The 24420-nt window shown below is 70.5% G+C and carries 21 protein-coding genes; 17 read left to right on the plus strand and 4 right to left on the minus strand.

Annotated elements, in window-relative coordinates:
- Positions 1-3 precede the first annotated feature (3 nt).
- Positions 4-216 (minus strand): hypothetical protein, encoded by a 213-nt coding sequence (locus tag K8625_RS03595; RefSeq protein ID WP_046715516.1) that lies wholly within the window; start codon positions 214-216, stop codon positions 4-6.
- 87 nt (positions 217-303) lie between these two features.
- Positions 304-2631 carry a serine/threonine-protein kinase gene (locus K8625_RS03600; protein WP_223781828.1) on the minus strand — a complete coding sequence of 776 codons (2328 nt, stop codon included), beginning with the start codon at positions 2629-2631 and terminating at the stop codon, positions 304-306.
- Between the two features lie 175 nt (positions 2632-2806).
- Here K8625_RS03600 and K8625_RS03605 point away from each other — a divergent pair, with 175 nt between their 5' ends.
- Together K8625_RS03605 and K8625_RS03610 are read left to right on the plus strand one after the other, a co-directional pair.
- The gene (locus K8625_RS03605) at positions 2807-3751 is read left to right on the plus strand and encodes an App1 family protein (RefSeq protein ID WP_223781829.1); all 945 of its coding nucleotides are present in this window, start codon (positions 2807-2809) and stop codon (positions 3749-3751) included.
- Positions 3752-3968: 217 nt separating this feature from the next.
- The gene (locus K8625_RS03610; protein ID WP_223781830.1) at positions 3969-4748 is read left to right on the plus strand and encodes a hypothetical protein; all 780 of its coding nucleotides are present in this window, start codon (positions 3969-3971) and stop codon (positions 4746-4748) included.
- 3 nt (positions 4749-4751) lie between these two features.
- On the opposite strand, the gene K8625_RS03615 is transcribed toward K8625_RS03610, so the two are convergent.
- Positions 4752-5378: a hypothetical protein gene (locus K8625_RS03615; RefSeq protein ID WP_223781831.1), complete on the minus strand. Its 627-nt coding sequence runs from the start codon at positions 5376-5378 to the stop codon at positions 4752-4754.
- Between the two features lie 319 nt (positions 5379-5697).
- On the opposite strand from K8625_RS03615, the gene K8625_RS03620 reads away from it, so the two are divergent.
- Positions 5698-7500, plus strand: a complete 1803-nt coding sequence (locus K8625_RS03620; RefSeq protein ID WP_223781832.1) for an acyl-CoA dehydrogenase family protein — start codon at positions 5698-5700, stop codon at positions 7498-7500.
- Between the two features lie 13 nt (positions 7501-7513).
- Here the strand turns inward: K8625_RS03620 and K8625_RS03625 are convergent, their stop codons facing one another.
- Entirely contained in the window at positions 7514-8221 is a 708-nt protein-coding gene (locus tag K8625_RS03625) for a PilZ domain-containing protein (protein WP_141326194.1), read from the minus strand.
- A gap of 264 nt (positions 8222-8485) precedes the next feature.
- Between K8625_RS03625 and mraZ the strand changes: the two genes are divergently transcribed.
- The 14 genes from mraZ to K8625_RS03695 are packed head-to-tail and all read left to right on the plus strand — an operon-like array spanning position 8486 to position 23915.
- Positions 8486-8938 (plus strand): division/cell wall cluster transcriptional repressor MraZ, encoded by a 453-nt coding sequence (gene mraZ / locus K8625_RS03630; protein WP_046715510.1) that lies wholly within the window; start codon positions 8486-8488, stop codon positions 8936-8938.
- 46 nt (positions 8939-8984) lie between these two features.
- Entirely contained in the window at positions 8985-9371 is a 387-nt protein-coding gene (locus K8625_RS03635) for an STAS domain-containing protein (RefSeq protein WP_223748271.1), read from the plus strand.
- Between the two features lie 6 nt (positions 9372-9377).
- A complete protein-coding gene (rsmH, locus tag K8625_RS03640; protein ID WP_223781833.1) occupies positions 9378-10292 on the plus strand; it encodes a 16S rRNA (cytosine(1402)-N(4))-methyltransferase RsmH in 915 nt (304 codons plus the stop codon).
- On the plus strand, positions 10289-10693 hold the full coding sequence (gene ftsL, locus K8625_RS03645) for a cell division protein FtsL (RefSeq protein WP_223748273.1): 405 nt from the start codon (positions 10289-10291) through the stop codon (positions 10691-10693). The genes rsmH and ftsL overlap by 4 nt, the downstream gene beginning before the upstream one ends.
- A complete protein-coding gene (locus tag K8625_RS03650) occupies positions 10690-12711 on the plus strand; it encodes a penicillin-binding transpeptidase domain-containing protein (protein ID WP_223781834.1) in 2022 nt (673 codons plus the stop codon). The genes ftsL and K8625_RS03650 overlap by 4 nt, the downstream gene beginning before the upstream one ends.
- A gap of 54 nt (positions 12712-12765) precedes the next feature.
- On the plus strand, positions 12766-14289 hold the full coding sequence (locus K8625_RS03655; protein ID WP_141326189.1) for a UDP-N-acetylmuramoyl-L-alanyl-D-glutamate--2,6-diaminopimelate ligase: 1524 nt from the start codon (positions 12766-12768) through the stop codon (positions 14287-14289).
- Between the two features lie 32 nt (positions 14290-14321).
- Positions 14322-15725, plus strand: a complete 1404-nt coding sequence (gene murF / locus K8625_RS03660) for a UDP-N-acetylmuramoyl-tripeptide--D-alanyl-D-alanine ligase (RefSeq protein ID WP_223781835.1) — start codon at positions 14322-14324, stop codon at positions 15723-15725.
- Positions 15725-16903 carry a phospho-N-acetylmuramoyl-pentapeptide-transferase gene (gene mraY, locus K8625_RS03665; RefSeq protein ID WP_046715503.1) on the plus strand — a complete coding sequence of 393 codons (1179 nt, stop codon included), beginning with the start codon at positions 15725-15727 and terminating at the stop codon, positions 16901-16903. The genes murF and mraY overlap by 1 nt, the downstream gene beginning before the upstream one ends.
- A 24-nt stretch (positions 16904-16927) precedes the next feature.
- Complete coding sequence (murD, locus tag K8625_RS03670; protein ID WP_223781836.1) at positions 16928-18295, plus strand: UDP-N-acetylmuramoyl-L-alanine--D-glutamate ligase; 1368 nt, start codon at positions 16928-16930, stop codon at positions 18293-18295.
- A 4-nt stretch (positions 18296-18299) separates the two neighbouring features.
- Positions 18300-19463 carry a putative lipid II flippase FtsW gene (gene ftsW / locus K8625_RS03675; RefSeq protein WP_223748279.1) on the plus strand — a complete coding sequence of 388 codons (1164 nt, stop codon included), beginning with the start codon at positions 18300-18302 and terminating at the stop codon, positions 19461-19463.
- The gene (gene murG, locus K8625_RS03680) at positions 19460-20605 is read left to right on the plus strand and encodes an undecaprenyldiphospho-muramoylpentapeptide beta-N-acetylglucosaminyltransferase (protein WP_223748280.1); all 1146 of its coding nucleotides are present in this window, start codon (positions 19460-19462) and stop codon (positions 20603-20605) included. The genes ftsW and murG overlap by 4 nt, the downstream gene beginning before the upstream one ends.
- A complete protein-coding gene (murC, locus tag K8625_RS03685) occupies positions 20602-22020 on the plus strand; it encodes a UDP-N-acetylmuramate--L-alanine ligase (RefSeq protein ID WP_223781837.1) in 1419 nt (472 codons plus the stop codon). Before murG ends, murC begins: the two co-directional genes overlap by 4 nt.
- Before the next feature lie 6 nt (positions 22021-22026).
- The gene (murB, locus tag K8625_RS03690) at positions 22027-22962 is read left to right on the plus strand and encodes a UDP-N-acetylmuramate dehydrogenase (protein ID WP_223781838.1); all 936 of its coding nucleotides are present in this window, start codon (positions 22027-22029) and stop codon (positions 22960-22962) included.
- Complete coding sequence (locus K8625_RS03695; RefSeq protein ID WP_141326183.1) at positions 22959-23915, plus strand: D-alanine--D-alanine ligase; 957 nt, start codon at positions 22959-22961, stop codon at positions 23913-23915. Before murB ends, K8625_RS03695 begins: the two co-directional genes overlap by 4 nt.
- Positions 23916-24420 lie beyond the last annotated feature (505 nt).

A 24420-nucleotide genomic window follows, 5' to 3' on the forward strand; every position in this document is an offset into this window, starting at 1 on the left:
AGATTACCGGTGAACCGACGCCGTGCGTTCGCCCGTCCGCTGAGCCTCCAAAAGGATGCCCAGCAGCTCCTTCTGCCGCGCGTCCAGCGCCGCCTCCACCTGCGCCTGCGTCGGCTCCGCCTCGCTGCTCCCGGGACGCGCGTCCACGCGGCCCGACAGCCCCACCGTCCCGAGCACCACCGCTCCCACCACGGCCACTGCCACCAGCTTCAACATGTTGAGCCCTCCTTGTCGCTCAGGGTAGGGGGAGCGACTGGAGGATCAACTTTTCGGCGACAGGCCGCTGCACGGCTGTAGCAGGGCTCACTGCGCCGTGCGGCCGTGGCGGTGCTCGGCGGGGGCCGTCTGGCCGCCGGTGGGGTGGACCACGGGGATGACCTCCAAGAGGAGGGTGCCGGTGTTGTCGGCCAGGTTGTCGTCCGGGAAGGCGAGCTGGAGCCACGACGCCCCCCTGAGTCGGGTGGGCTGCCCCACCTCCAGGAGCGCCAGGCCGCTGGGTGAGCCCTCGGGACCGGGGCCGGTGCCCACCAGGCCGAGCACCCGGCCCACCGGGCCTCCGCCCAGGCCGCGGGTCCGGGCGGGCTCGGCGGTGTAGCGCAGCACCACGTCGTACGTGGTGCCCGGGTCCAGCGCGCGGAGCACGAAGCGGTCCGCGCGTGACAGCTTCACCGCGTGCTGGCGCGAGTCCAGGCGGAAGGGCGCGAGGCTCGCTCCCCCCAGCTCGCGGATGCGCACCTGGAGCCCGCCCCGGTTGTCGTCCCGGCGGGCATCCAGCGCGAAGACGTGGAGCACGGACGCGTGGCGCACCAGCTGCTCGTCGGGGCCGAGCACGCCGAAGGAGTCGTGCGCGGGCAGGTTCGCGTCGCCCTCCAGGAAGTAGCCGGCGTGCTCCACGGACATGGGGCCGCCCAGCGACATGCGCCCCTCGGTGTGCACCAGGTACGTGCGGGCCGGGTCCAGTTGCACGCGGGCGGCGTTGGTGACGGGGACGCGGAAGGCGTGGCTCACCGCGGACAGGCGGATGCCGCCCGGGGCCCAGTCCATCTCCGGTACGGGGGGCGCGTGGTGCGCGCGGGCCGACATGGCGGACGCGGCCGGAGTGTTCATCCGAGGACGAAGCCGCGCGTGCACGGCCAGGGTGGTGCCCCGCTCGGCGCGGACCACCTGGCTCCAGGGCACCATGCCGGGGATGTGGACCTCCAGCAGGTGCTCGGCGTCCGCGGGCAGGTGGGTGAGGAGCGCGGGCGTGAGCGTGTCCAGCGGGCGGCCATCCACGCGGATGTTGGCGCCCGGCGGCGACGAGCTGAGCTCCACGGAGAAGGTGCCGTTGCGCCCCAGCATCATCACCACCAGCGCCACGCCCATGGCCGCGAGCACCGGCGTCCCCAGCGCCATGGCGTTCGGCACGCGAGGGCGGAGCGGCACTGGCGCGTCGGTGGTCGGCGCGGGCTCGGGAGGAGGGGCCTCCGCGGTGGGCGCGTCGGAGGACGGGCCGGGGACGGCGGGGATGGGCTGGGTGGTGCGCTCGCGGCGGCCCTCGGGCGGGCGGGGCGCGGCGGGCGTCTCCAGCGGCGTTTCGAGGGGCGCGGACGGCAGCTCCCGGAGGGTGCGGCGCTCGGCGAGCGGGCGCGTCCAGCGGGCCATCTGCCCCAGGAACTCGCGCGGCAGCAGCACCGGGCGGCCGTCCGCGACCAGCTCGGTCTCGAACAGGTAGCCCATGAAGTGGGCCAGCGCGCTGGTGGAGACGTCGGGCGTGGCGGTGTGCAGGTAGCGGGTGAGGACCTCCGCGAAGGCCTCGGCGGTGGGGTAGCGCTGCTCGCGCTCCACCGCGAGCGCGGTGAGGAGGATGCGCTCCAGGGCCGGCGGGATGTCCGGCTCCAGCTCGCGCGGCCGGGGGAAGTCGCCCACCGCGATTTTTCGCATCACGTCGGTGACCGAGCCCTCGAAGGGCAGTCGCCCGCACAGCGTCTCGTACAGCAGGGTGCCCGCGGCGAAGATGTCCGCGCGCGCGTCCAGCTCCCGGCCCCGGGCCTGCTCCGGCGCGAAGTAGGCGTACTTGCCCTTGGCGTCGCCCGCGTCGGACTCGTAGCCGCCCGCCATCCGCGCGCGGGCGATGCCGAAGTCCACCAGCTTCACCTGGCCCTCGAAGCTGAGCAGCACGTTCTGCGGGCTGACGTCGCGGTGGATGATGTGCAGCGGCCGGCCCCGGTCATCCAGGCGCGTGTGCGCGTATGCCAGCCCCTTGAGCACCTCCACCGTCACCAGCAGGGCGAGCGGCTGCGGGAGCGTGTACAGTCCCTTCTCACGCGCCCGGCGCAGCACGCGCGACAGCGGATGCCCGTCCACCCACTCCATGGCGATGAAGTACTGGCCGTCGACCTCGCCGAAGTCGAAGACCTGCGCGATGTTGCCGTGGCTCAGCCCCGCCGCGATGCGCGCCTCGTTGACGAACATGGAGACGAAGGCGCTCTGGTCCGCGTAGCCGGGGAGGATCTTCTTGATGACCACCGGCTTGGTGACACCCGCCACCGCCGTCATCCGGGCGCGGTAGATCTCCGCCATGCCGCCCGTCGCGATGCGCTCGAGCAACGTGTACTTGCCGAAATCGCGCCCTTCGGACGGGTGCTCCACGTGTCTTCCGGCTCCTCTGGGCGCACCGGGCCGATGTGCTACCCCACCACGACGCCCTTCGATGACCGCGTGAAGCTATCATCAAGGTCTCCGTAAACATTAACACGGGAAAATTCCGTTGAACACGCTTGCTCGATGGTTTGTCCTGCTTGGATTTCTCTGCGCGCCCCGCGTCATGGCGGCGCCCGCGGTGTTGCTGACGCCGGTGTTGGGGCAGCCGGAGCGGGTGATGTTGCAGGGGCGGGTGCTGAAGGAAGCGCCCGGTGACGGCAGCTCGGCGTTGACGCGCAACGTGCGTCGCCTGGCGGCTCGCAACTGGGAGGGCGCGAAGGTGTCGGTGCGCTTCCAGGGGGTGACGGCGACCCTCACCAGCGGGCATGACGGTGGGTTCGAGGTGAACCTCCTGCCGCCCGAGGGCAAGGCCTTCGAGGTGGGGGCGTTCGAGGCGGAGGCGTGGGTGGAGGGCGCCACCACGTCGGCGCGGGTGGAGGTGGTGCCGGCGGCGACGCCGCTGCTCGTCGTCTCCGACTTCGACGACACGGTGGTGGTGACGCAGGTGACGAAGCCGACGAAGCTGGTGCAGACGGCGCTGCTCAAGGACGCGGACGAGCTGGAGGTGGTGCCGGGCATGTCGGCGCTCTACGGGTGCCTGCGGGGCGGCGTGCCCTCGGCGTTCGCGCTGGTGAGCGGCTCGCCCGTCCAGTACCTGCCGCGCGTGAAGTCGTTCCTGACGCGGCACGGCTTCCCGGCGGGGTTCGGCGTGTACCTGCGGGACCTGGGGCCCGGCTCGCTGTCCGACTACAAGCAGCCCATCATCCGACGGTTGCTCACGCAGTTCCCGCAGCCGGTGGTGCTGGTGGGGGACTCGGGTGAGAAGGACCCGGAGGTCTACGCGCAGATTCGCGAGGAGTTCCCCGGACGCGTGAAGGCCATCTACATCCGTGACGCGGGGCGCACGAAGGACCCCCAGCGCTTCACGGACATGGTGCTCTTCCAGGACGCGCGCCAGGCGGCGGAGCACGCCGTGGGCTTGGGGCTCGCCGACGCGGCCTGTGTCGCGAGCACGCTGCCGAAGCCCGCGCAGGCGCCGCCCGCGACGGCCAGCCCGTCACCCCCGTGACGTCTTGCGTTGAGGTCATGACGCGCGGCTGGATTCATGACGCACCGGGATGTCGCATGCGAGTGTTTCAAGGCGGGGAGGTGGGCCGGTCGTCGGAGGTGTCCTCGGGGACGCGGGCGGGGGTGACGTCGTGAGGTTCGGGGCGGTGATGGCGCGCGGATGCATTCATCGAGCGGCGCGAGTCTCGGGGCGACGATGGCTCGGGGGCCTTTTGTGCATGGGGCTCGCGCTCACGGGCTGTCGTGAGGAGAAGCCCGCGCAGCCCCTGCAGTCGCTGAAGCCCGAGCCGCTCCCGTCGCTGACCCCGGGGACTCAGGCCACCGCCGCCGACGACGGGGGCGCGCGGCCCCGGGTCGATGCTCCGGTCTACGGCGAGAAGCTCCCCGCCGGAGCGCTGCGGATGGCGCTCGCGGGTGAGCAGGTGCGCGTGGACGCGGAGACGTTCGAGCCGATGAACCTGGACTCCCTCGCGCGCCTGGCCTCGCGGGTGAAGGGCCGGGATGTGTTGCTCGTGCCGGACGCGGACACGTTCCTGGCGCAGGTGTCGGAGCTGTTCGCGGTGCTGCGGGACTCGGCGGGCTCGGTGTGGCTCGCGCATCCGGACGCGCCCGTCGCCTATCGGTTGGTCCTCCGCGACGAGGAGGGCTTCCGCGAGTGGCTGGCGGAGGTGGCCCCGGGAAAGCTGCGCATCATCCAGCGCGCGGATGGGTTCGAATTGAGCACGAGCGTGGGCAAGCTGCCCGGCCCGGACGCGAACGGCCCGTCGGTGCCGGTGCGCGAGGGGCGTCAGGACCTCGCGATGCTGCGCCGGGGCCTGGGGCTGTTGAAGGGGCGCTTCAAGCAGTCCGAGGACATCTGCCTGGTGCCCTCGTTCGGCACCGAGGTGGCGCAGGCGGCCAGGGCGCTCGGAGCCGTGTACACGTCCCCGGGCGAGCCCCTGTTCGAGACGCTGTGCCTCGTCTACCCGACGCCTCGGCGCGCCGGGGACGCGGGCTGAGCCTCAGGGCTCGAAGCCGAACTGGAACAGGTCCGACAGGCCGTTCGCGGTCCACGCCCGCGAGCCGACCCGCAGCGTGTCGTGGAAGCGTCCCATGACCGCGGGCCTGCCATCCGGGGTGACGGCGACGGTGCCCTCATCCAAGCCGGGGCTGCCGCGGTCCTGTCCGCCGGGGAAGGTCCGCACCCAGCGCCACGAGCCGTGGATGCGGTCGAGCTTCGCGACGTAGACGTTGGCGGCGCTCGCCGCATCGCCATCAGGAACTCCCAGGGCCGCCGTATCCGGGCTGAGGCCCTGGTAGCCACCGATGAGGGTGACGCCGTCGTTCAGGTCCATGGCGATGGCGTCGATGTCGAAGGCGAAGTTCCACGCCCAGCGCTCCTCGCCGTCGCGTGTCCAGGCGGCGACGAAGGCGTCCTGGTCGATGCCGAGGTTGGCGGTGGACGAGTGCTCCCGTGCCGCGAAGGTGAAGGTGTTGGCGAACGTGCCGACCGCCACCACGCGGTTGCCGTGCGTGGCCACGCCGAGCGCGAAGCCGACCGCGCCGTCCAGCCGGCGGCGCCACTGGGGCTGCCCGGTGACGACACCCGCGACGAACAACGCCACCAGCACGCTCGCGCTCGTTCTCATGACAGCCACCCTTCCCTGGAGGCGGAGCGCCTCCGGCCTGGAGTGAGGGGCCATGGGTGGTCATCGTGAGCGGTGTCGACGTCTGCGGGACCCCTGTGACTGTCGCTCACGCCACAGGCACGGGGCCCCGCACGTTCCGCTGCGCGGAAATACCGGACGCGAAGTGCGGAAAGCCGCGGGGAACGGACAGGCCCGCAGCGAGAAAAGGGCTGGCCCGCCTGCTTCTCCCCCTAAGATGGCGCGCTTCATAGCTTGCACGGTGGGCCGTGTGCCCGCCGGCGGAAGGGGTGTTCCTTCCGTTCACCTTGGGAGGTCTTGGATGGCCGCAGTGAATGAGCCCGCCGCGTCGAAGGAAAACCCCACCGGAGGTGCCTTCCTGTTCCAGGAGGTCGGCGCTGCCCGCGTCCTCACGCCGGAGACCTTCACGGAGGAGCAACGGCTCTTCTTCCGCACCGCGCTCCAGTTCAGCCGCGAGCAGGTGGTGCCGCAGTCCGAGCGCATCGAGCACAAGGACAACGCGCTGCTGCGCGAGCTCTTGCGACAGGCGGGCGAGCTGGGCCTGCTGAGCACGGACATCCCCGAGGCCTACGGCGGCACGGGCCTGGACAAGACGACCTCGCTGCTGCTCGCGGAGGCGATGGGCCTCAACGGCTCCTGGTCCGTGACGTTCGGCGCGCACGTGGGCATCGGCACGCTGCCCATCGTCTGGTTCGGCAACGCGGCCCAGAAGGCGAAGTACCTGCCGAAGCTCGCCACGGGCGAGTGGGTGGCGGCGTACGCGCTCACCGAGCAGGGCAGCGGCAGCGACGCGCTGGGCGCGAAGACGAAGGCGGTGCGCTCGCCGGACGGCAAGCACTGGGTCCTCAACGGCTCCAAGCTCTACATCACCAACGCGGCCTTCGCGGACGTGTTCGTCGTCTTCGCCAAGGTGGACGGTGACAAGTTCACCGGCTTCATCGTGGAGAAGGACACCCCGGGCTTCAGCGTGGGCCCCGAGGAGCACAAGATGGGCATCCGTGGCTCGTCCACGTGCCCGCTCTACTTCGAGGACGCGAAGGTGCCCGCGGAGAACCTGCTGGGCGAGGTGGGCCGAGGCCACAAGATTGCCTTCAACATCCTCAACTACGGCCGGCTGAAGCTGGGCGCGGGCGTGCTCGGCAGCATGAAGCTCAACCTGGCCAACGCCCTGCGCTTCACCCAGGAGCGCAAGCAGTTCGGCACGGCCATCGCCGACTTCCCGCTGTCGCGCGAGAAGCTGGCGCGCATGGCGATGCTCGTCCACGCGGTGGAGAGCATGACCTACCGCACCGCGGGCCTGGTCGACGCGCGCCTGGCCTCGCGGGACAAGAGTGCCCCGGACTTCGAGGCGCACCTGCTGGCCGCGGTGGAGGAGTACGCCATCGAGTCCTCCATCATGAAGGTCTACGGCTCGGAGGCCCTGGGCCACCTGCTGGATGACGCCGTGCAACTGCACGGTGGCGCGGGCTTCATCGAGGAGTACCCCATCGAGCGCGCCTACCGCGACGCGCGCGTCAACCGCATCTTCGAGGGCACCAACGAGATCAACCGCATGCTCATCACGGGCATGATCCTCAAGCGCGCGGTGAAGGGTGATTTGCCGCTGTTCTCCGTGGCGAAGAACATCGCGGACGAGCTGTCGCGCGGGGAGCGCCCCCGCGCCCGCACGGAGGACGCGCTGGCGGAGGAGGAGGTCGCCGCGGAGAGCACCAAGCGCCTGGCGCTGCACGCCCTGCGCATCGCCGCGGAGAAGTTCGGCCCGGAGCTGGAGAAGCACCAGGAGGTGCTCGCCGCGCTCTCCGACGTGATGATGGACGCGTTCGCGCTGGACTCGCTCGTCACGCGCACCCGGCAGGTGGCCGCGGGAGGGCAGGTGGACCCGGTGCGGCTGGCGCTGGTGCGCCTGTTCGCGTTCGACAGCGCCCCGCGCGTGTACGAGCGCACCCGCCGCGCCCTGTGCGCCACGCTGGAGGGCGACGCGCTGGACAAGGAGCTGACGCGCCTGCGCACGCTGGACGTCTTCACGCCGTACAACCCGGCCCACCTGCGTGAGACGGTGGTGACCGCCGTCGAGGCCGCCGGCGGCTACCCCTTCGCGGAGTAGCCTCCCCTGGGCCTCACGGCATCCGCGTCACCGCGTCCATGCCGAAGCTCACCCGCGCCTTCCACGGCGCGGGGGGCAACGAGCTCAAGGCCAGGAGCGCGTCCAGCCGCTCCTGCATGGGCGCGCGCAGCCGGCCGAACGTGGCGCCGAAGCCCGGCGTCGCCTCGGTGGCGTTCTTGCGCGGCGTGGACGCGGTCCACACCACCTCGCCGTGCAACAGCAGCGCGCCGCCCGTCAGGTCCATCTCCAACAGGAACGGCGTGCCCACGCGCACGTGGCGGGGCAGGGCGGGCGCCATCACGTCCAGCCCCACGCCGCCGCGCGAGATGTCGCGCACCAGGAAGGCCGGCGACAGGGGCGTCGCCTCCACCGCGCGCAGGTGCAAGGGCAGCCGGGGGAAGCGGCGCAGCCCCTCCTTCTCCTGCACGGAGAAGATGCGCTGGAGCACCGCGTCCAGCGCGGAGCGGTCCTCGGTGGCGCCGTAGCGCACGGTGAGCAGGTAGTCGCGCTCCGGGCGCGGCTCCACCTGCACCACCTCGCCCAGCACCTCCACGGGCCGCAGCGCGCCTCCGGCGTGCAGCTCGAAGGTGAAACGGGTGCCCAGCGGCAGGCTGCGCCGCGTGTGGAGGGTGGCGCCGCCTTGACCCACGCTGCGCGTGTACTCCCCCACCAGGGACTGCGGGCTCTTGTAGGCCACCTTCAGTCGCACGTTCGTGTTCACGCACCCGTCACTCTGCGCCCTTCTCGGGGGGAGCTCAAGTTTACCCCAGCGCCACGGGTAGGGCGCCGCGCCGCGCCAAACACCTGACCTTCCAGGTGTGACGGGTTGTCCGGATGTCGGCGTTGCACTGGCGGCGTGTTCCAACCTGTTGCGCTTTCTTGACCCCCCCCATGTGGGCGCGTATGAATGCCGCCCGGTAGTGGCAAGAAGTGGGAAGGAGTGGAGCTTCATCCCTTGATGGGCTGAAAAGGTGGATCGCCCCCCGTGTTCCGAGGCGTCTATGAGCACCAGATCGACGCGAAGGGGCGGACCAGCCTCCCGGCGAAGCTCCGGGAGACGCTGGTGGGGGCCTACGACGAGCGGCTCATCGTCACGACCGCGCTGGACCGGTGCCTGCACGCCTACCCGGTGCGGGAGTGGGAGGCGCTGGAGACCTCCCTCGCGCGGCGAAATCCCATGGAGCCCGGGGTGAAGACGCTGATGCGCCTGTACGTGGCCAGCGCCCAGGAGTGCCCGCTGGACCGGCTGGGACGGCTGCTCATCCCGCCGTCGCTCCGGACGTACGCGGGGCTGGAGAAGGACGTGGTGTGGGCGGGGATGGTGAAGGTCATTGAGCTTTGGAGCCGCGAGGGCTGGGCGAAGGCCCAGGAAGAGGCCCGCCAGGAGGCGGCCTCCGCGGACGTGATGAAGGTGCTCTCCGAGCTGCGGCAGCCGTAGTCCGGAAAGTCGACAGAGGGCTGAAGTCCCCAGAGGGTGACACCGTATGAATCAGGTTCTGGAGGTGCGGCGAGGAGCGGCGAGCGCGCTGGCGGGTGCCGGGCGCGTGGAGACGCTCATGCTGGAGGGCGAGCTGAGCGAGCAGGACCTGCTGACCCTGTGCGACGAGCTCACCCAGCGCATGCACCGAGGCCTGCGTCAGGTGGTGCTGGACCTGTCCGACGTCGGCCACCTCAACTACAAGGGCGTCAAGCCGCTGATGGCCCGCGCCGAGGCCTTCCGCCGCACCGGTGGAGATTTGAAGCTGTCGGGCCTGTCGCCGTACCTGGCGGCCATCTTCCGGGCCGCCGGCGCGCACGACGCCTTCGAAATCTACCCGCACATGAACGACGCTCGCGCCGCCTTCGGCCTCGCGCGGGCTCCCTTCGTCTGAGTGCTCGTGGGGGCCTTGGAATTCCAGCACCACACCGTCCTGCTGCGTGAAGCGGTGGAGCTGCTGCGACCGGGAGCGGGCAAGGTGATCATCGACGGCACACTCGGGGGTGGTGGCCACACGGAGGCGCTCCTGGCCCAGGGCGCGTCCGTCGTCGGCGTGGACCGCGACCCGGTGGCGCTGGCGGCGGCCACCTCCCGGCTGGGCCCCAACCCCCGCTTCCAGGGCCGCGCCGGCAACTTCGCCGACCTGCCCCGCGTCACCCAGGACCTGCTGCCGGTGGACGGCGTGCTCGTGGACCTGGGCGTGTCCTCGCCCCAGCTGGACGTGGCCGAGCGCGGCTTCTCCTTCAACAAGGACGGCCCGCTGGACATGCGCATGGGCCCGGACGGCCCCACCGCCGCGGAGCTCATCGCCACGCTGGACGAGCGCGAGCTCAAGCACATCCTCGAGGAGTACGGCGAGGAGCCCTTCGCCCGGCCCATCGCCCGCGAGCTCAAGCGCGCACTGCCCACGCGCACGCTGGAGGCCGCCGAGGTCGTCAAGCGCGCGGTGCCGCGCAAGGCGTGGCCCAACCGCATCCACGTGGCCACCCGGACGTTCCAGGCGCTGCGCATGGCCGTCAACCAGGAGCTGGAGGCGCTGGACGCGCTGCTCTCCGCGTTGCCGGGCCTGCTCAAGGTGGGCGGGCGCGCCGCCGTCATCTCCTTCCACTCGCTGGAGGACCGGAAGGTGAAGGAAGCCTTCCGTGCGCTGGAGGGCCGCTGCACCTGCCCTCCGGGCCTGCCCGTCTGCGTCTGTCAGAGCGTGGGCAACTTCAGCGTGGTGACGAAGAAGGCCGTGTCCGCCTCGGAGGAAGAGGTGGAGGTCAACCCCCGCTCTCGGAGCGCGCACCTGCGCGTGGTGGAGAAAGTGCGATGAGCAAGGCGTCGTCCCAGCGTGGCTCCGTCTCGGTGACGGGCGTGCTGCTGCACCTGCTGCCCGCGGTCCTGCTGTTCACCCTGTTCGCGGCGGTGGGCATCCTCCACGTCACCAGCCGGGTGATGGTGGTGGACATGGGCTACCGGCTGTCGCGCGAGGAGGCCGAGAGCCGCTCGCTGACGCGGGAGAACGACCGGCTCAAGCTGGAGCTGGCCACGCTCAAGGCCCCCGGCCGGCTGGAGCGCGTCGCGCGTGAGCAGCTGGGCATGAGCATGCCCGCCGGCAGCGCGGTGGTGTCGCTGTCCGCGGAGAAGCCCTCTCGCGCCAGCGCCTCCGCCCAGGCGCCCCAGGACCCCAAGCCCGCCGTGCGCGTGGCTGGCCGTGGAGGCGCGGGCCGGTGAGGGACTTCAAGGCGACCCGGGCTCCGGAGCCCAACGCGAAGGGGCTGAAGCTGCGGGTGCAGCTCTTGTTCGGCCTCTTCCTGCTCCTCTTGGGAGTCGCCTTCGGTCGCGCCGTGCAGCTGCAGGTCTTCGAGCAGGAGAAGCTGCGGGGGATGGCGCAGGACCAGTACGTCCGCCAGATTGAGATTCCCGCCCGGCGCGGCGACATCTTCGACCGGCGCGGCACGCCGCTCGCCCAGAGCGTGGAGGTGGACTCCGTCTGGGTGGACCCGTCGATGCTGCCCGACGTGCGCCAGGCCTCGAAGCAGCTGGCCAAGGCCCTGAAGGTGGACGCGGACGAGCTGGCCGCGCGCCTGGCCCGCTCCAAGCGCTTCGCCTGGGTCAAGCGCCAGGCCAAGCCCCAGGAGGTCGCCGCGGTGAAGGCGCTGGGCCTGCCCGGCCTGGGCTTCACCAAGGAGCCCAAGCGCTTCTATCCCCAGCGCGAACTGGGCGCGCACGTGATGGGCCTGGTCGGCATGGACGGCAAGGGCCTGGAGGGCCTGGAGAAGGCCTTCGAGGACGAGCTGTCCGGGCAGAACTCGCGCATGTCCGGCTTCCGCGACGCCAAGGGCCGCAAGCTGCTGGTGCAGGGCGCCACCGACCCCCTGGAGCGCCAGGGCGCCGCCGTCACCCTGACCTTGGACCGCCACCTCCAGTACGTGGCCGAGAAGGCCCTGGCCAAGGCGGTGGAGGAGGCCAAGGCCGTCGCCGGCATGGTGGTGGCGCTGGACCCCAAGACGGGGGAATTGCTCGCGGTGGCCAACCACCCGCGCTTCAACCCCAACACGCCCGAGTCCAGCTCCCGCGGCGGCATGCGCAACCGCGCCGCGCTGGATACCTTCGAGCCCGGCTCCACCACCAAGCCCTTCGTGGTGGCCACCGCGCTGGAGGAGAAGGCGATTACGCCCGACAGCGTCTTCTTCTGCGAGAACGGCGCCTGGCGTGTGGGGCGCCACACCATCAACGACACCCACTCCTACGGGTGGCTGGCGCCGCAGGGCATCCTCCAGGTGTCCTCCAACATCTGCATGGCCAAGATCGCCCAGGTGCTGGGCCGCGAGAAGATGGTCGCCGGCTACCACGCCTTCGGCTTCGCCGAGCGCACGGGGCTGTCGCTGCCCGGCGAGGGCCGGGGCGTCATCCCCTTCCCGAAGGCCGAAGTGTCCCTGGCCACCCAGTCCTTCGGTCAGGGCATGACGGCCACCGCGGTGCAGATCGCCGCCGGCTATGGTGCGCTGGCCAACGATGGCGTGATGATGCGCCCCTACCTGGTGTCGAAGGTGGTGGACCCGGACGGGGTGGTTCTGCTGGAGAACCGTCCCACGGAGGTCCGCCGGGTCGTGTCCAGCAAGGTCGCCCGGCAGGTGGTGGGCATGCTCGAAAGCGTGGTCGTCAAGGGAGGCACCGCGCCCCGGGCGGCCATGGATGAATACCGGGTGGCGGGCAAGACGGGCACCGCCCAGAAGGCGGACCCCGTGGCCCGGGGCTACTCGGACAAGCGTATCGCCTCCTTCGTCGGCATGGTGCCGGCCGAGGATCCTCGCATCGTCATCCTCGTGGTGGTGGACGAACCCAAGACAGACGTGTACGGGGGGCTCGTGGCTGCCCCTGCTTTCAAGGAAATTGCGACCGCCGCCATGGCCCACCTGGCCGTGCCTCCGTCTCGGACGGTGGCACCCGGGACGGCCGTGGCCGCCGCGTCCCCCGCGCCTGTCGCGGCGAAGCCGGTGGCCCGAGCGGCCGTCGAGCCCGCCCGCCCGGCGTTGGAGGAAGCGGTCTCGGAGAGCCCTGAGCCCGGCACGGTGCGTGTGCCGGACGTCCAGGGGGCCGGGGGGCGTGAGGCCGTGGTGAAGCTGCTCGCCGCGGCGTTGGAGCCACAGGTACTGGGAAGTGGTCGTGTGGTGTCTCAAACCCCCGCCGCCGGCTCGCTGGTGGAGAAGGGGGCCCGGGTGACGCTGGAGATGGCGACGCGGCAATGAGGCCGCGCTTGCTCCAGGCCCCGCGCTTGCAATGCGTGTGAAGAAGGGGAAGAGATGAAGCTGACGGATGTCCTCGCAGGGTGTGGTGCCGAGCAGACCTCGGGTGGTCGTTCCGCGGTCGACGTCACCGGTGTGACCCAGGACTCGCGGCATGTGAAGCCCGGCGACTTGTTCGTCGCCATTCCCGGCACCAAGGAGGATGGTGCCCAGTTCATCGGGGAGGCCGTGTCACGCGGAGCCGTGGCGGTGGTCTCCGAGAAGCCGGTGCCCTCCTCGCAGGTGCCCTTCTTCAAGGTGGGCAGCGCGCGCAAGGCGCTGGCCCTCATCGCGGCGAACTTCCATGGCCGTCCGGCCGACAAGCTGACGTTGCTCGCCGTCACCGGCACCAACGGGAAGACGACGACGTCCTTCCTGCTGGAGGCGATGAGCGCGGCGGCCTACGTGTCCACGGGTGTCATCGGCACGCTGGGCTACAAGTTCGGCGGCAAGACGGTGCCGACGGCGAACACGACGCCGGACCCGCTGGAGCTGCACCGCATCTTCAAGGAGATGGTGGACGCGGGCGTGGAGACGGTGGTGATGGAGGTCTCCAGCCACGCGCTCGCGCAGGAGCGCGTGCACGGGCTGACCTTCAAGGCCGCGGGCTTCAGCAACCTGAGCCGCGACCACCTCGACTACCACAAGGACATGGAGGACTACTTCCAGTCCAAGCGGAAGCTCTTCGCGGAGAACCTGTCCGCCTCGGGCGTCGCGGTGGTGAACGGCGACGACACCTACGCCAGCCGCATCTACAACGAGCAGCGCGGCCAGAAGAAGATGGCGTGGAAGTTCAGCCGTCAGGGCAGCGGTGAAATCTCGGCCTCGGACGTCACGTTCTCGCTGGATGGCATCAAGGGCACGCTGAAGACGCCCTCGGGTGACATCGCGCTCAAGAGCAAGCTGTTGGGCCCCCACAACCTGGAGAACATCCTCCTGGCGGTGGGCATCGGCATCGGCGCGGGCTTCTCGCGCAGCGACGTGAAGGTCGGCATCGAGCGGATGACGCCGGTGGAAGGCCGCATGGAGCGCGTGGAGAACTACGGCCCGGGCGGAGCGCCCGCGGTGCTGGTGGACTACGCGCACACGGACGACGCGCTCAAGCGCGCGCTCGAGGCGGCGCGCTCCTTGGCCAAGGGCCGCGTCATCGTGGTCTTCGGCTGCGGTGGGGACCGGGACAAGGGCAAGCGCCCGCTGATGGGGCAGGTGGCCGCGGAGGCCGCCGACGTCGCCGTCATCACCAGCGACAACCCGCGCACGGAGGACCCGGACGACATCATCGCCCAGGTGACGCCGGGCCTGGAGAAGGCGGGGCTGCGCCGCATCTCCGCCGCCAAGGTGAAGTCCGGTGAGAAGGGCTACCTGGTGGAAGCGGACCGCCGCGCCGCCATCGAGCAGGCCATCAGCCTGGCGACCGGGGAGGACGTGGTGCTCATCGCCGGCAAGGGCCATGAGACCTACCAGCAGGTGGGCCAGGAGAAGCACAAGTTCGACGACCGGCAGGTGGCCGCCACGGTGCTGGCCGCCCGCAAACCCAGCTGAGACAAGGCGCGCGAGGCGGGCCCTCACACCCCATGGCAGCTCGATTCAGCGACGAAGAGGTGGTGCAGGCGACCGGGGCGACCCGGCGCCTGGGGCCCGGACCGACCGCCTTCGAAGCGGTCTGCACGGACACGCGGGCACTCACCCCGGGCTGCCTGTTCGTGGCGCTCGTGGGTGAGCGCTTCGACGCGCACGCCTTCGTGGACGCCGCGGCCAGGGGTGGCGCGGCGGGCGCGGTGGTGGGAAGGGGCCGCGCGCTGCCGGCGCTGCCCGAGGGCTTCGTGCTGTACGAGGTGGAGGACACGCTGATGGCGTTGGGGGCCCTGGGCCGCCACCACCGTCAGCGCTTCCGCATCCCCATCTGCGCGGTGGGCGGCTCCAACGGGAAGACGACCACCAAGGAGATGGTGGGCGCCATCCTGGCCACGCGCGGGCCGGCCCTGAAGACGGAGGGCAACTTCAACAACGAGATTGGTGTCCCCCTGACGCTGTTCCGGCTGGAGCCCCAGCACGTGGCGGCCGTCATCGAGGTGGGGATGAACCGCCCGGGTGAAATCGAGCGGCTCACCCGCGTGGTGCGCCCCGACGCGGGCGTCATCACCGTCGTCCAGCCCGAACACCTGGAGGGGCTGGGCAGCCTGCAGGGCGTGGCGGACGCGGAAGGGGAGATGTTCCAGGAGATGGGGCCGGGCACCACCATCGTCGTCAACGCGGACGACGCGCTCATCCCCGCGCAGGCCGAGCGCAGCACGGCGAACCGGCTGACGTTCGGCCGGACGGACGGCGCGGACGTGCGGCTGGTGTCGGTGGAGACGAAGGGCCGCGACGGCATGGTGGCCACGGTGCGTCACCTGGGCCGCGAGTGGCCGGTGCGCCTGGCGTTCATCGGCCCGCACAACGCGCAGAACGCCACGGCGGCCTTCGCGGTGGCGCTGGCCCTGGGCTACACGCCGGAAGAGTGCGTGCGGGGGCTGGAGACGGCGCGGCCGTACTCGCGGCGGCTCAACGTGCTGGACGGGCAGGGCGGCGTGACGGTCATCGACGATTGCTACAACGCCAACCCCGCGTCCATGGACGCGGCGCTGGAGACGCTCGGCACGCTGGTGCCCTCGGGCGGCCGGGCGGTGGCGGTGCTGGGCGACATGTTGGAATTGGGTCCGGGCGAGCTCGAGGAGCACGCGCGCCTGGGCGAGCAGGTGTCGGGCAAGGCGGCGCTGGTGGCGTTCTTCGGCCCGCGCTCGGCGGAAGGCTTCAAGCGCGCGGGGCTGGCAGAGGCCGCGGCGCATTTCACGGAGGTGGAGCCGCTGGTGGCGTGGTTGACGCCGCGGCTGCGCCCCCAGGACGTGGTGCTGGTGAAGGCGAGCCGCGGCATGCGGCTGGAGCGGGTGGTGGCCTCGCTGACGGGCACCCCGACGTCCTCCGGAGGAAACCACTAGTGCTGTACCTGCTCTACGAGCTCATCCAGAACACGGAGGCGGGGCGCATCCTCAACTTCTTGCGCTACCCCACCTTCCGCATCATCGCCGCCGGGGTCTTCGCGCTCGTCCTGGGCATGCTCATCGGTCCGCGCCTCATCGCGAGGCTCAGGCTCAAGCAGCACGGCCAGAGCAACGTGCGTGAGGACACGCCGGACTCGCATCAGAAGAAGAAGGGCACGCCCACCATGGGTGGCGCGCTCATCCTCATCTGCATCGCGGCGGGCACGCTGTTGTTCGCGGACCTGAAGAGCCGCGTCGTCTGGGTGGTGCTGCTGCTCACCTTCGGCTACGGCTTCATCGGCTTCCTGGACGACTGGCTCAAGCTGTCCAAGCGCAACTCCAAGGGCCTGGCGGGCCGCAAGAAGATGGTGCTGCAGACCTTCTTCTACCTGGTGGCGGTGTTCGGCCTGCTCACCACGTGGACGCAAGCAGACGGCTCGTTCGGCCCCACGCTGCTCATCAACACGCGGCTGACCCTGCCCTTCATCCCCTCGCACTGGTTCAACCTGGACCTGGGCTGGTTCTACGTCGTGTTCGCGTGGGTGGTGGTGGTGGGCACGTCCAACGCGGTGAACCTCACCGACGGCCTGGATGGCCTGGCCATCGTGCCGACCATCGTCTCCGCGATTACGTTCGCGGTGCTCTGCTACGTGGCGGGCACCACGCTGAGCATCGCGGACTCGGTGACGGTGGGGGGCACCACGAAGCTGGTGGCCACGCCGCTGTACCAGTACCTGGGCATCCTCCAGGTGAAGGGCGGCGCGGAGCTGGCGGTGTTCTGCGCGGCCATCGTCGGCGCGGGCATCTCCTTCCTGTGGTTCAACACCTACCCGGCCTCCGTGTTCATGGGCGACATCGGCTCGCTGGCGCTGGGTGGGGCCCTGGGCGGACTCGCCGTGCTGTCCAAGAACGAGGTGGTCTCCGCCATCATCCACGGCATCTTCTTCGCGGAGGCGCTGAGCGTGATGATTCAGGTGGCCTCGTTCAAGATGACCGGCAAGCGTGTGTTCAAGATGGCGCCGGTGCACCACCACTTCGAGCTCAAGGGCCTGGCCGAGCCGAAGATCATCGTCCGTTTCTGGATCGTCTCCATCCTCTGTGGTGGCGTGGCGCTCCTGTCGCTGAAGCTGCGCTGATTCCCCCAAGGGGTGGTGCCTCCCATGTCGCTCTCGCTGTCCGGGCAGAAGGTGTTGGTGTACGGGCTGGCGAAGAGCGGCGTCGCGGCGCTCCGCCTGTTGTGTCGGCAGGGCGCGAGCGTGACGGCGCTCGACGCTCGCAGCGAGGAAGCCCTGGGCGACGTGGCCCGTGAGGTGAAGGCGCTGGGGGCAGCGCTCGTCACCGTGCCCGCGCCGCCGGGCCTGTTGGAGTCGCAGGCGCTGGTGGTGGTGAGCCCGGGCGTGCCGCTGGCGCTGCCGGAGCTGCGCGCGGCCGCCGCGGCCCGGGTGCCCATCTGGGGCGAGGTGGAGCTGGCGTGGCGCGCGCTCACCGCCGTGCCGCTGTTCGGCATCACCGGCACCAACGGCAAGAGCACCACCACGGCGCTCACCGGGGAGCTGTTCGCCAAGGGCGGCCGGCGCACCTTCGTGGGCGGCAACCTGGGGCGGCCCTTCAGCGAGGCGGCGCTCACGCCCTCGGACTGGGACGCGCTGGTGGTGGAGCTGTCCAGCTTCCAGCTCGAGGGCATCCAGTCCCTGCGCCCGCGCGGCGCCGCCATCCTCAACCTCACGCCGGACCACATCGACCGGTACGCGAGCCACCAGGAATACGGCGAGGCCAAGGCGCGCATCTTCCAGCACCAGCGCGACGGCGACTTCGCGGTGGTGAACGCCGACGACGCGGCCGTCATGGGCCTGGCGGCCCAGGCCCGCGCGCCGGTGTATGGCTTCAGCGTCACGGGCCGGCCGGTGGTGGACGCGCCGAGGCTCGCGGGGCTCGCGGTGGCGAAGGACGGCGGCTTCCGGCTGGAGTTCCTGGGCGAGTCGTACCGGCTGGACAACCGCGCGCTGCGCGGCGCGCACAACGCGCAGAACGCGATGGCGGCGGCGCTCCTGGCGCGGCTGGGCGGTGTGCCGGCGGACGCGGTGCAGGCGGGGCTGGACAGCTACCCGGGCCTGCCCCACCGGTTGGAGAGCGTGCGGGTGCTGGACGGGGTGGAGTGGGTGAACGACTCGAAGGCCACCAACGTGGACTCGGTGCTGGTGGCGCTGCGCGCGTTCCGGGACGGGGTGTGGCTGATTGCTGGTGGCAAGGGCAAGGGCGCGCCGTACGCGCCCATGGTGGAGGCGGGGCGGGGCAGGGTGAAGGGCGTGCTGACCATCGGCGCGGATTCGGAACTGCTCGCCCGGGCCTACGAGGGGCAGGCGGCGGTGCATGCGTGCGGCACGCTGTCGGCGGCGGTGGCGAAGGCGCGCGAGCTGGCGAAGGCGGGGGACACGGTGCTGCTGTCGCCCGCGTGTGCGTCGTACGATCAGTTCAAGAACTTCGAGGACCGGGGCGACAGCTTCAAGCGCCTGGTCGGAGCGCTGTGACGGCATGAAGACCTCTCCTCCGTCGAACGCTCCCGTGCGGTTCGACCCCATCCTCCTGTGCGCGGTGCTGGCCCTGGTGACGATGGGGCTGGTGATGGTGTACTCGGCGAGCGCGGTGCTGGCGCAGGACAAGCTCGGCGACAGCCTCTACTTCTTCAAGCGGCAGGTGACGGCGGCGGGCATGGGCCTGGTCGCCATGGCCGTGGCGATGAAGGTGGGGTGGCGCAAGCTGGCGCGCTGGGCGTATCCGCTGCTGCTCGCGGCCATCGTCCTGCTGGTGCTGGTGGCCATCCCCGGCATCGGCTCGACGGCGGGTGGCGCGCGCCGCTGGATTCGCCTGCCGGGCTTCAGCCTGCAGCCGGCGGAGGTCGCCAAGTTCGCGTGGGTCGTCTACCTGTCGTACTCGCTGGCGAAGAAGCGCGAGAAGGTGGCGACGTTCTCCGTGGGCTTCCTCCCGCACCTGGCGCTGTGCGGCATCCTGGTGATGCTTTGCATGCTGCAGCCCGACTTCGGCAGCAGCGTGCTGCTGGTCTTCATGCTGTTCGTGCTGCTGTTCGCCGCCGGCGCGAAGCTGAGCTACCTGGTCGGCTCCATCCTGCTCGCGCTGCCCCTGGCCTACGTGGCGATTGCGTCCAGCCCGTACCGCATGAAGCGCATCCTGGCCTTCCTGGACCCGTGGGCCCACCGGCATGACGTGGGCTACCAGGTGGCCGAGTCGCTGATGTCCATCGGCTCCGGCGGCGTGTCCGGCCTGGGCCTGGGCGACGGTCGGCAGAAGCTCTTCTTCCTGCCGGAGGCGCACACCGACTTCATCTTCGCCATCCTCGGCGAGGAGACGGGCCTCATCGGCGTGGGTGTGCTGGTGGTGCTCTACGCCATCGTCCTGTGGCGCGGCGTGCGCGCGAGCCTGGCGGCGGGCGAGTCGTTCGGCACGTACCTGGGGCTGGGCATCTCCTCCATCATCGCCTTCCAGGCCACGGTGAACATGTGCGTGGCCATGGGGCTGCTGCCCACGAAGGGGCTGACGCTGCCGTTCGTCTCGTACGGCGGCTCGTCGCTGGTGGTGCTGATGGGCGCGGCGGGCGTGTTGTTGTCGCTGAGCGCCAGCGCGCAGGGGGCGCCGAGGGGCGCCCGGTCGGGTTCGGAGCTGAGGGAGGTGGCGGCGTGAAGGTGCTCATCGCGGGAGGCGGCACGGGAGGGCATCTGTTCCCGGGCATCGCCCTGGCGGAGGAGGTGGTGACGCGTCACCACGCCAACGAGGTCGTCTTCGTGGGCACCGAGCGGGGCCTGGAGGCGCGGGTGGTGCCGCGCGAGGGCTATCCGCTGGAGCTGGTGAAGGTGCAGGGCCTCAAGGGCAAGGGCTTCTTCTCCCTGCTCAAGGCGCTCATCGCGCTGCCCCTGGCGTTCATCGAGTCCTTCCGCATCCTCGCCCGGCAGAAGCCGGACGTGGTGGTGGGCGTGGGTGGCTACGCGAGCGGGCCGGTGGTGCTGGCCGCGTGGCTGATGGGCATCCCCACCGCCATCCAGGAGCAGAACGCGCTGCCGGGCCTCACCAACAAGGTGCTGGGCAAGGTGGTGCGGGTGGTGTTCATCGCCTTCGAGGAGGCGCGCCAGTTCTTCCCCGAGAAGAAGGTGCAGCTCATCGGCAACCCCATCCGCCGCAAGCTGATGGACAACTACCTGCGCAGCCACGTGGCGCACGAGCACTTCTCGGTGCTCGTCTTCGGCGGCAGCCTGGGCGCGCGGGGCTTGAACCAGCGGATGCTGGAGGCGCTCGACTCGCTGGGGGACCTGAAGGGCGAGCTGCGCTTCGTGCACCAGACGGGCAAGAACGACCTGGAGATGGTGCGCAAGGGCTACCAGGACAAGGGCTTCGACGCGGAGGTGGTGGAGTTCATCGACGACATGTCGAGCGCGTACGCGAAGGCGGACCTGGTCATCTGTCGCGCGGGCGCCACCACGCTGGCGGAGCTGACGGTGTGCAAGAAGGCCAGCATCCTGGTGCCGTTCCCGCATGCGACGGATGACCACCAGACGGTGAACGCGCGGGCATTGGTGGACGCGGGTGCGGCGCTGATGTTCCAGGAGTCGGAGCTGACGGGCGCGAAGCTGGCGGAGACCCTGCGCACGCTCAAGGAGCACCCCGAGCGGCTCAAGGGGATGGAGAAGAAGGCGGCGCTGCTGGGCCGTCCGGAGGCGGCGAAGGAGCTGGCCGACGTGTGCGTGGATTTGATGGTGCAGACCTGGGGCCCCAGTGGCCGCGAGCGCGCCACACCCGAAGCGAAGAAGGCGCCCAGGAGCGAGTCGTGACGAGGAACAAGCCCCCCAGTCTCTTCAAGACGCGGCACGCCGCGCAGGTGCACTTCGTGGGCATCGGCGGCATCGGCATGAGCGGCATCGCCGAGGTGCTGCTCAACCTGGGCTACCGGGTGTCCGGCAGCGACTTGAAGGAGAGCGACATCACCCGGCGCCTGACGCGCATGGGCGCCACCATCTTCGAGGGCCACAAGGCCGAGAACCTGGTCCAGGCGGACGTGGTGGTCATCTCCTCGGCGGTGCGCAAGGACAACCCCGAGGTCGTCACCGCGCGCCAGCGCAAGATTCCCGTCATCCCCCGCGCGGAGATGCTCGCGGAGTTGATGCGGCTGAAGTACGCGGTGGCCGTCGCCGGCAGCCACGGCAAGACGACGACGACGTCCATGGTGGCCACGGTGCTGAGCGCCGCGGGCCTGGACCCGACGGCGGTGGTGGGCGGCAAGGTGAACGTGCTCGACTCCAACGCCAAGCTGGGCAAGAGCGAGCTGATGGTGGTGGAGGCGGACGAGTCCGACGGCAGCTTCCTCAAGCTGCACCCGTCCATCTCCATCGTCACCAACATCGACCCGGAGCACATGGACCACTACGGCTCGCTGGAGGTGCTCCAGTCGGCCTTCGTGGAGTTCTGCAACCGGGTGCCGTTCTACGGCCTCAACGTGCTGTGCCTGGACAACCCCAACGTCCAGGCGCTCCTGCCGCGCATCGAGAAGCGCTTCGTCACCTACGGCAGCTCGCACATGGCGGACTACCGCCTGGAGAGCATCACCCTGGATGGGTTCACCACCACGTTCCAGGCGTTCCGCCGGGACGAGGCGCTGGGGGAGTTCCGGGTGCGCATGGTGGGCGCGCACAACGCCTTCAACGCGCTGGCGGTCATCGCGGTGGCGGAGGAGATGGACATCCCGCTGGAGACGGTGCGCACGGCGCTGGCCGAGTTCGGCGGCGTGCAGCGGCGCTTCACGGTGAAGGGCGAGGCGAATGGCATCACCGTGGTGGACGACTACGGGCACCACCCCACGGAGGTGCTGGCCACGCTCGCGGGCGCCCGGCGCGCCTTCGGTCGGCGGCTGGTGGTGGCCTTCCAGCCGCACCGCTACACGCGCACGCACGATTTGTTCAAGGACTTCACCACCGCGTTCAACGACGCGGACCTGCTCTTCGTGACCAACGTCTACGCCGCCGGTGAGGAGCCGATTCCGGGCGCCACCGGTGACGCGCTGGCGGACGCGATTCGCGCGCACGGCCACCGCGACGTGACGTTCGTCCCCAAGCGCACGGACCTGCCGGCGGCGCTGCTGCCCCGGCTGCGTGAGGGGGACCTGGTGCTGACCTTGGGCGCGGGTGACATCACCCACGTGGGTCCGGACCTGCTCGGCCTGCTCGGCCATGCGGCTCCGACGAAGGGCTAGCGCGTCATGGTGGAAGCAGGCGTGAAGACGGCGCTGGCCCTCCGGTTGGAGCGGGTGCCGGACTGCGAGCTGAAGGCGGGCGAGCCCCTGGCTCCGCTCATCAGCGTCCGGGTGGGCGGCGCGGCGGAGGTGCTGGTGCGGCCGCGCTCTGGCGATGCGCTGGTGGAGGTGTTGAAGCTGGCGCGCGACGAGGGCGCGCCCTTGAGCATCCTCGGTGGTGGCGCGAACACGCTGGTGGGGGATGGCGGCGTGCCGGGTGTCACGGTGAAGCTGCCCGGGGACTTGTTCCCGGAACTCATCGACGTGGGGCCGGAGGGTGGGCTCATCACGTTGGGGGCGGGCGCGGCCATCGTGAAGCTGGTGAACGTGATGCGCTCGCAGGGGCTGGTGGGCGCGGAGTTCCTCGCGGGCATCCCCGGGACGCTGGGCGGCGCGGTGGCGATGAACGCGGGCACGAAGAACGGCGAGGCCTTCCGTGTCATCGAGGCCGTCGAGGTCGCGACGCCGGACGGGGTGGGGTGGCTGACGAAGGCGCAGGTGCCGCATGCGTACCGTCACTCGGAGCTGCCTGCTGGAGGGGTGGTGACGCGGGTTCGCTTCCGGTTGCCGCGCGGGGACGTGGCGGCGTCCAAGGTCGCGATGGACGCGGACCTGGGGTACCGCAAGCGCACGCAGCCGTTGAGCCAGCCGAACTTCGGCAGCGTCTTCACCAATCCGCCGGGTGACCATGCCGGGCGGCTCATCGAGCTGGTGGGCCTGAAGGGGCACACGCTCGGGCGGGCGCAGATCTCCACGCTGCACGCCAACTGGATTGTCAACCTGGGCGGGGCGACCGCTCGGGACGTGCTGGGGCTCATCACGCTGATGCAGACGCGCGTGAAGGATGCCACTGGCGTCGACATGAAACCCGAAGTCAAACGCGTGGGAGTCTTCCTGCCATGACAGTCAATCGCGGCGCCTTCACGAAGGACGAGCTGAAGCACAAGCGCGTGGGCGTGTTGTTCGGCGGCCTGTCGTCCGAGCGCGAGGTGTCCCTGCGCACGGGCGCGGCCGTGTCGGGCGCGCTGCGCTCGCTGGGCTACGACGTGGTGGACATCGACGTGGGCAAGGACTTGCCCGCGCGGCTCGTCGCCGAGAAGGTGGACGTGGCGTGGCTGGCGGTGCACGGCCGCTACGGCGAGGACGGCAGCCTCCAGGGGCTGCTCGAGTCCATGTTCATCCCGTACACGGGCAGCGGTGTGCTCGCGTCAGCGATGGCGATGGACAAGGTGTACGCGAAGCAGATCTTCCTGGCGCATGGCATTCCCACGCCCGCGTATCGCGCGTTCCAGGACGAGGCGTCCGCATTGGCCGCGGGGGACTCGCTGCCGTTCCCCTTCCCGGTGGTGGTGAAGCCCAGCCGCGAGGGCAGCAGCGTGGGCGTGCACATCTGCAAGACGCGGGATGCGTACGATGCCGCGGTGAAGGACGCCGCGAAGTACGCGGGCACGCTCATGGTCGAGCAGTTCGTGAAGGGCCGCGAGGTGCAGGGTGGCGTGCTGGACGACGAGGCGCTGGGGGTCATCGAGGTCCGCGCCGCGCGCGAGTTCTACGACTACGACGCGAAATACAAGGCGGGGACTGGCACGCAGTACCTCTTCCCCGCGCCGCTCCCCGAGGCGCAGTACGCGCGGGTGAACGAGGTGTGCCTGGGCGCGCACCGGGCGCTGGGCTGCGCGGGTGGCTCGCGCTCGGACGTCATCGTCACCGAGGGTGGCGATGTGTTCTTGCTGGAGACGAACACGCTGCCGGGCATGACGGCTACGAGCCTGCTGCCCAAGATTGCCGCGGGACGTGGCATCGACTTCCCGGCGCTGTGCGAGCGGCTGCTCGTGGGGGCATGCCTCAAGGCCTGAGCGGGAGGCTCGCCCCTGTGTGGGGGCAGCTCGGGATGCCGGCGCTGCTCGCGCCTCGCTGATGCGGGGCGCTGACGCAAGGCGGCTCCTTCAGCTGCACTGCGCGTTGGCGCTCCTTCATGCACGCGGCGACGCGATGGCGGCGCTGCTTGATTCCGCTGATGCGGGGCGCTGACGCAAGGTGGCTCCCTTCAGCTGGGTTGCGCCTGGTCCCTGTGACGAGCGTGAGTTGGCATGACGGTGGAACTGCGCGCACTCGATGCTGAGGGGGGATGCAAGGTGGCCGCGCTCCCGCTGGGCTGTGCGTGGCCTCTGTGGTGAGCGCGAAGCGGCATGACGTTGGTGCTGCGTGCTCTCACTGCTGCGGGGCCTTGATGCGAGGTGGCGCATTTCGACTGGGCTGCGCCTGGCCCCTTTGACGAGCGTGAGTTGGCATGACGGTGGCGCTGCTGCGGGGGGAAGTTGAGGTGAAATGGCCGCCCTTCAACAGGGCTGCGCGTGGTCT

Origin of the sequence: Myxococcus sp. AS-1-15 (genome assembly GCF_020037055.1) — a bacterium.
Lineage (GTDB): Bacteria > Myxococcota > Myxococcia > Myxococcales > Myxococcaceae > Myxococcus > Myxococcus fulvus.

Excerpts from the sequence above, each read along its gene's own strand:
- K8625_RS03655 (WP_141326189.1), top strand. The coding sequence starts at position 12,766 with ATGAAGCTGACGGATGTCCTCGCAGGGTGTGGTGCCGAGCAGACCTCG.
- K8625_RS03615 (WP_223781831.1), bottom strand. The coding sequence starts at position 5,378 with ATGAGAACGAGCGCGAGCGTGCTGGTGGCGTTGTTCGTCGCGGGTGTC.
- K8625_RS03610 (WP_223781830.1), top strand. The coding sequence starts at position 3,969 with ATGGGGCTCGCGCTCACGGGCTGTCGTGAGGAGAAGCCCGCGCAGCCC.
- murD (WP_223781836.1), top strand. The coding sequence starts at position 16,928 with ATGTCGCTCTCGCTGTCCGGGCAGAAGGTGTTGGTGTACGGGCTGGCG.
- murF (WP_223781835.1), top strand. The coding sequence starts at position 14,322 with ATGGCAGCTCGATTCAGCGACGAAGAGGTGGTGCAGGCGACCGGGGCG.
- K8625_RS03695 (WP_141326183.1), top strand. The coding sequence starts at position 22,959 with ATGACAGTCAATCGCGGCGCCTTCACGAAGGACGAGCTGAAGCACAAG.
- ftsL (WP_223748273.1), top strand. The coding sequence starts at position 10,289 with ATGAGCAAGGCGTCGTCCCAGCGTGGCTCCGTCTCGGTGACGGGCGTG.
- K8625_RS03635 (WP_223748271.1), top strand. The coding sequence starts at position 8,985 with ATGAATCAGGTTCTGGAGGTGCGGCGAGGAGCGGCGAGCGCGCTGGCG.
- K8625_RS03605 (WP_223781829.1), top strand. The coding sequence starts at position 2,807 with ATGGCGGCGCCCGCGGTGTTGCTGACGCCGGTGTTGGGGCAGCCGGAG.
- K8625_RS03595 (WP_046715516.1), bottom strand. The coding sequence starts at position 216 with ATGTTGAAGCTGGTGGCAGTGGCCGTGGTGGGAGCGGTGGTGCTCGGG.
- K8625_RS03620 (WP_223781832.1), top strand. The coding sequence starts at position 5,698 with ATGGCCGCAGTGAATGAGCCCGCCGCGTCGAAGGAAAACCCCACCGGA.
- murB (WP_223781838.1), top strand. The coding sequence starts at position 22,027 with ATGGTGGAAGCAGGCGTGAAGACGGCGCTGGCCCTCCGGTTGGAGCGG.
- ftsW (WP_223748279.1), top strand. The coding sequence starts at position 18,300 with ATGAAGACCTCTCCTCCGTCGAACGCTCCCGTGCGGTTCGACCCCATC.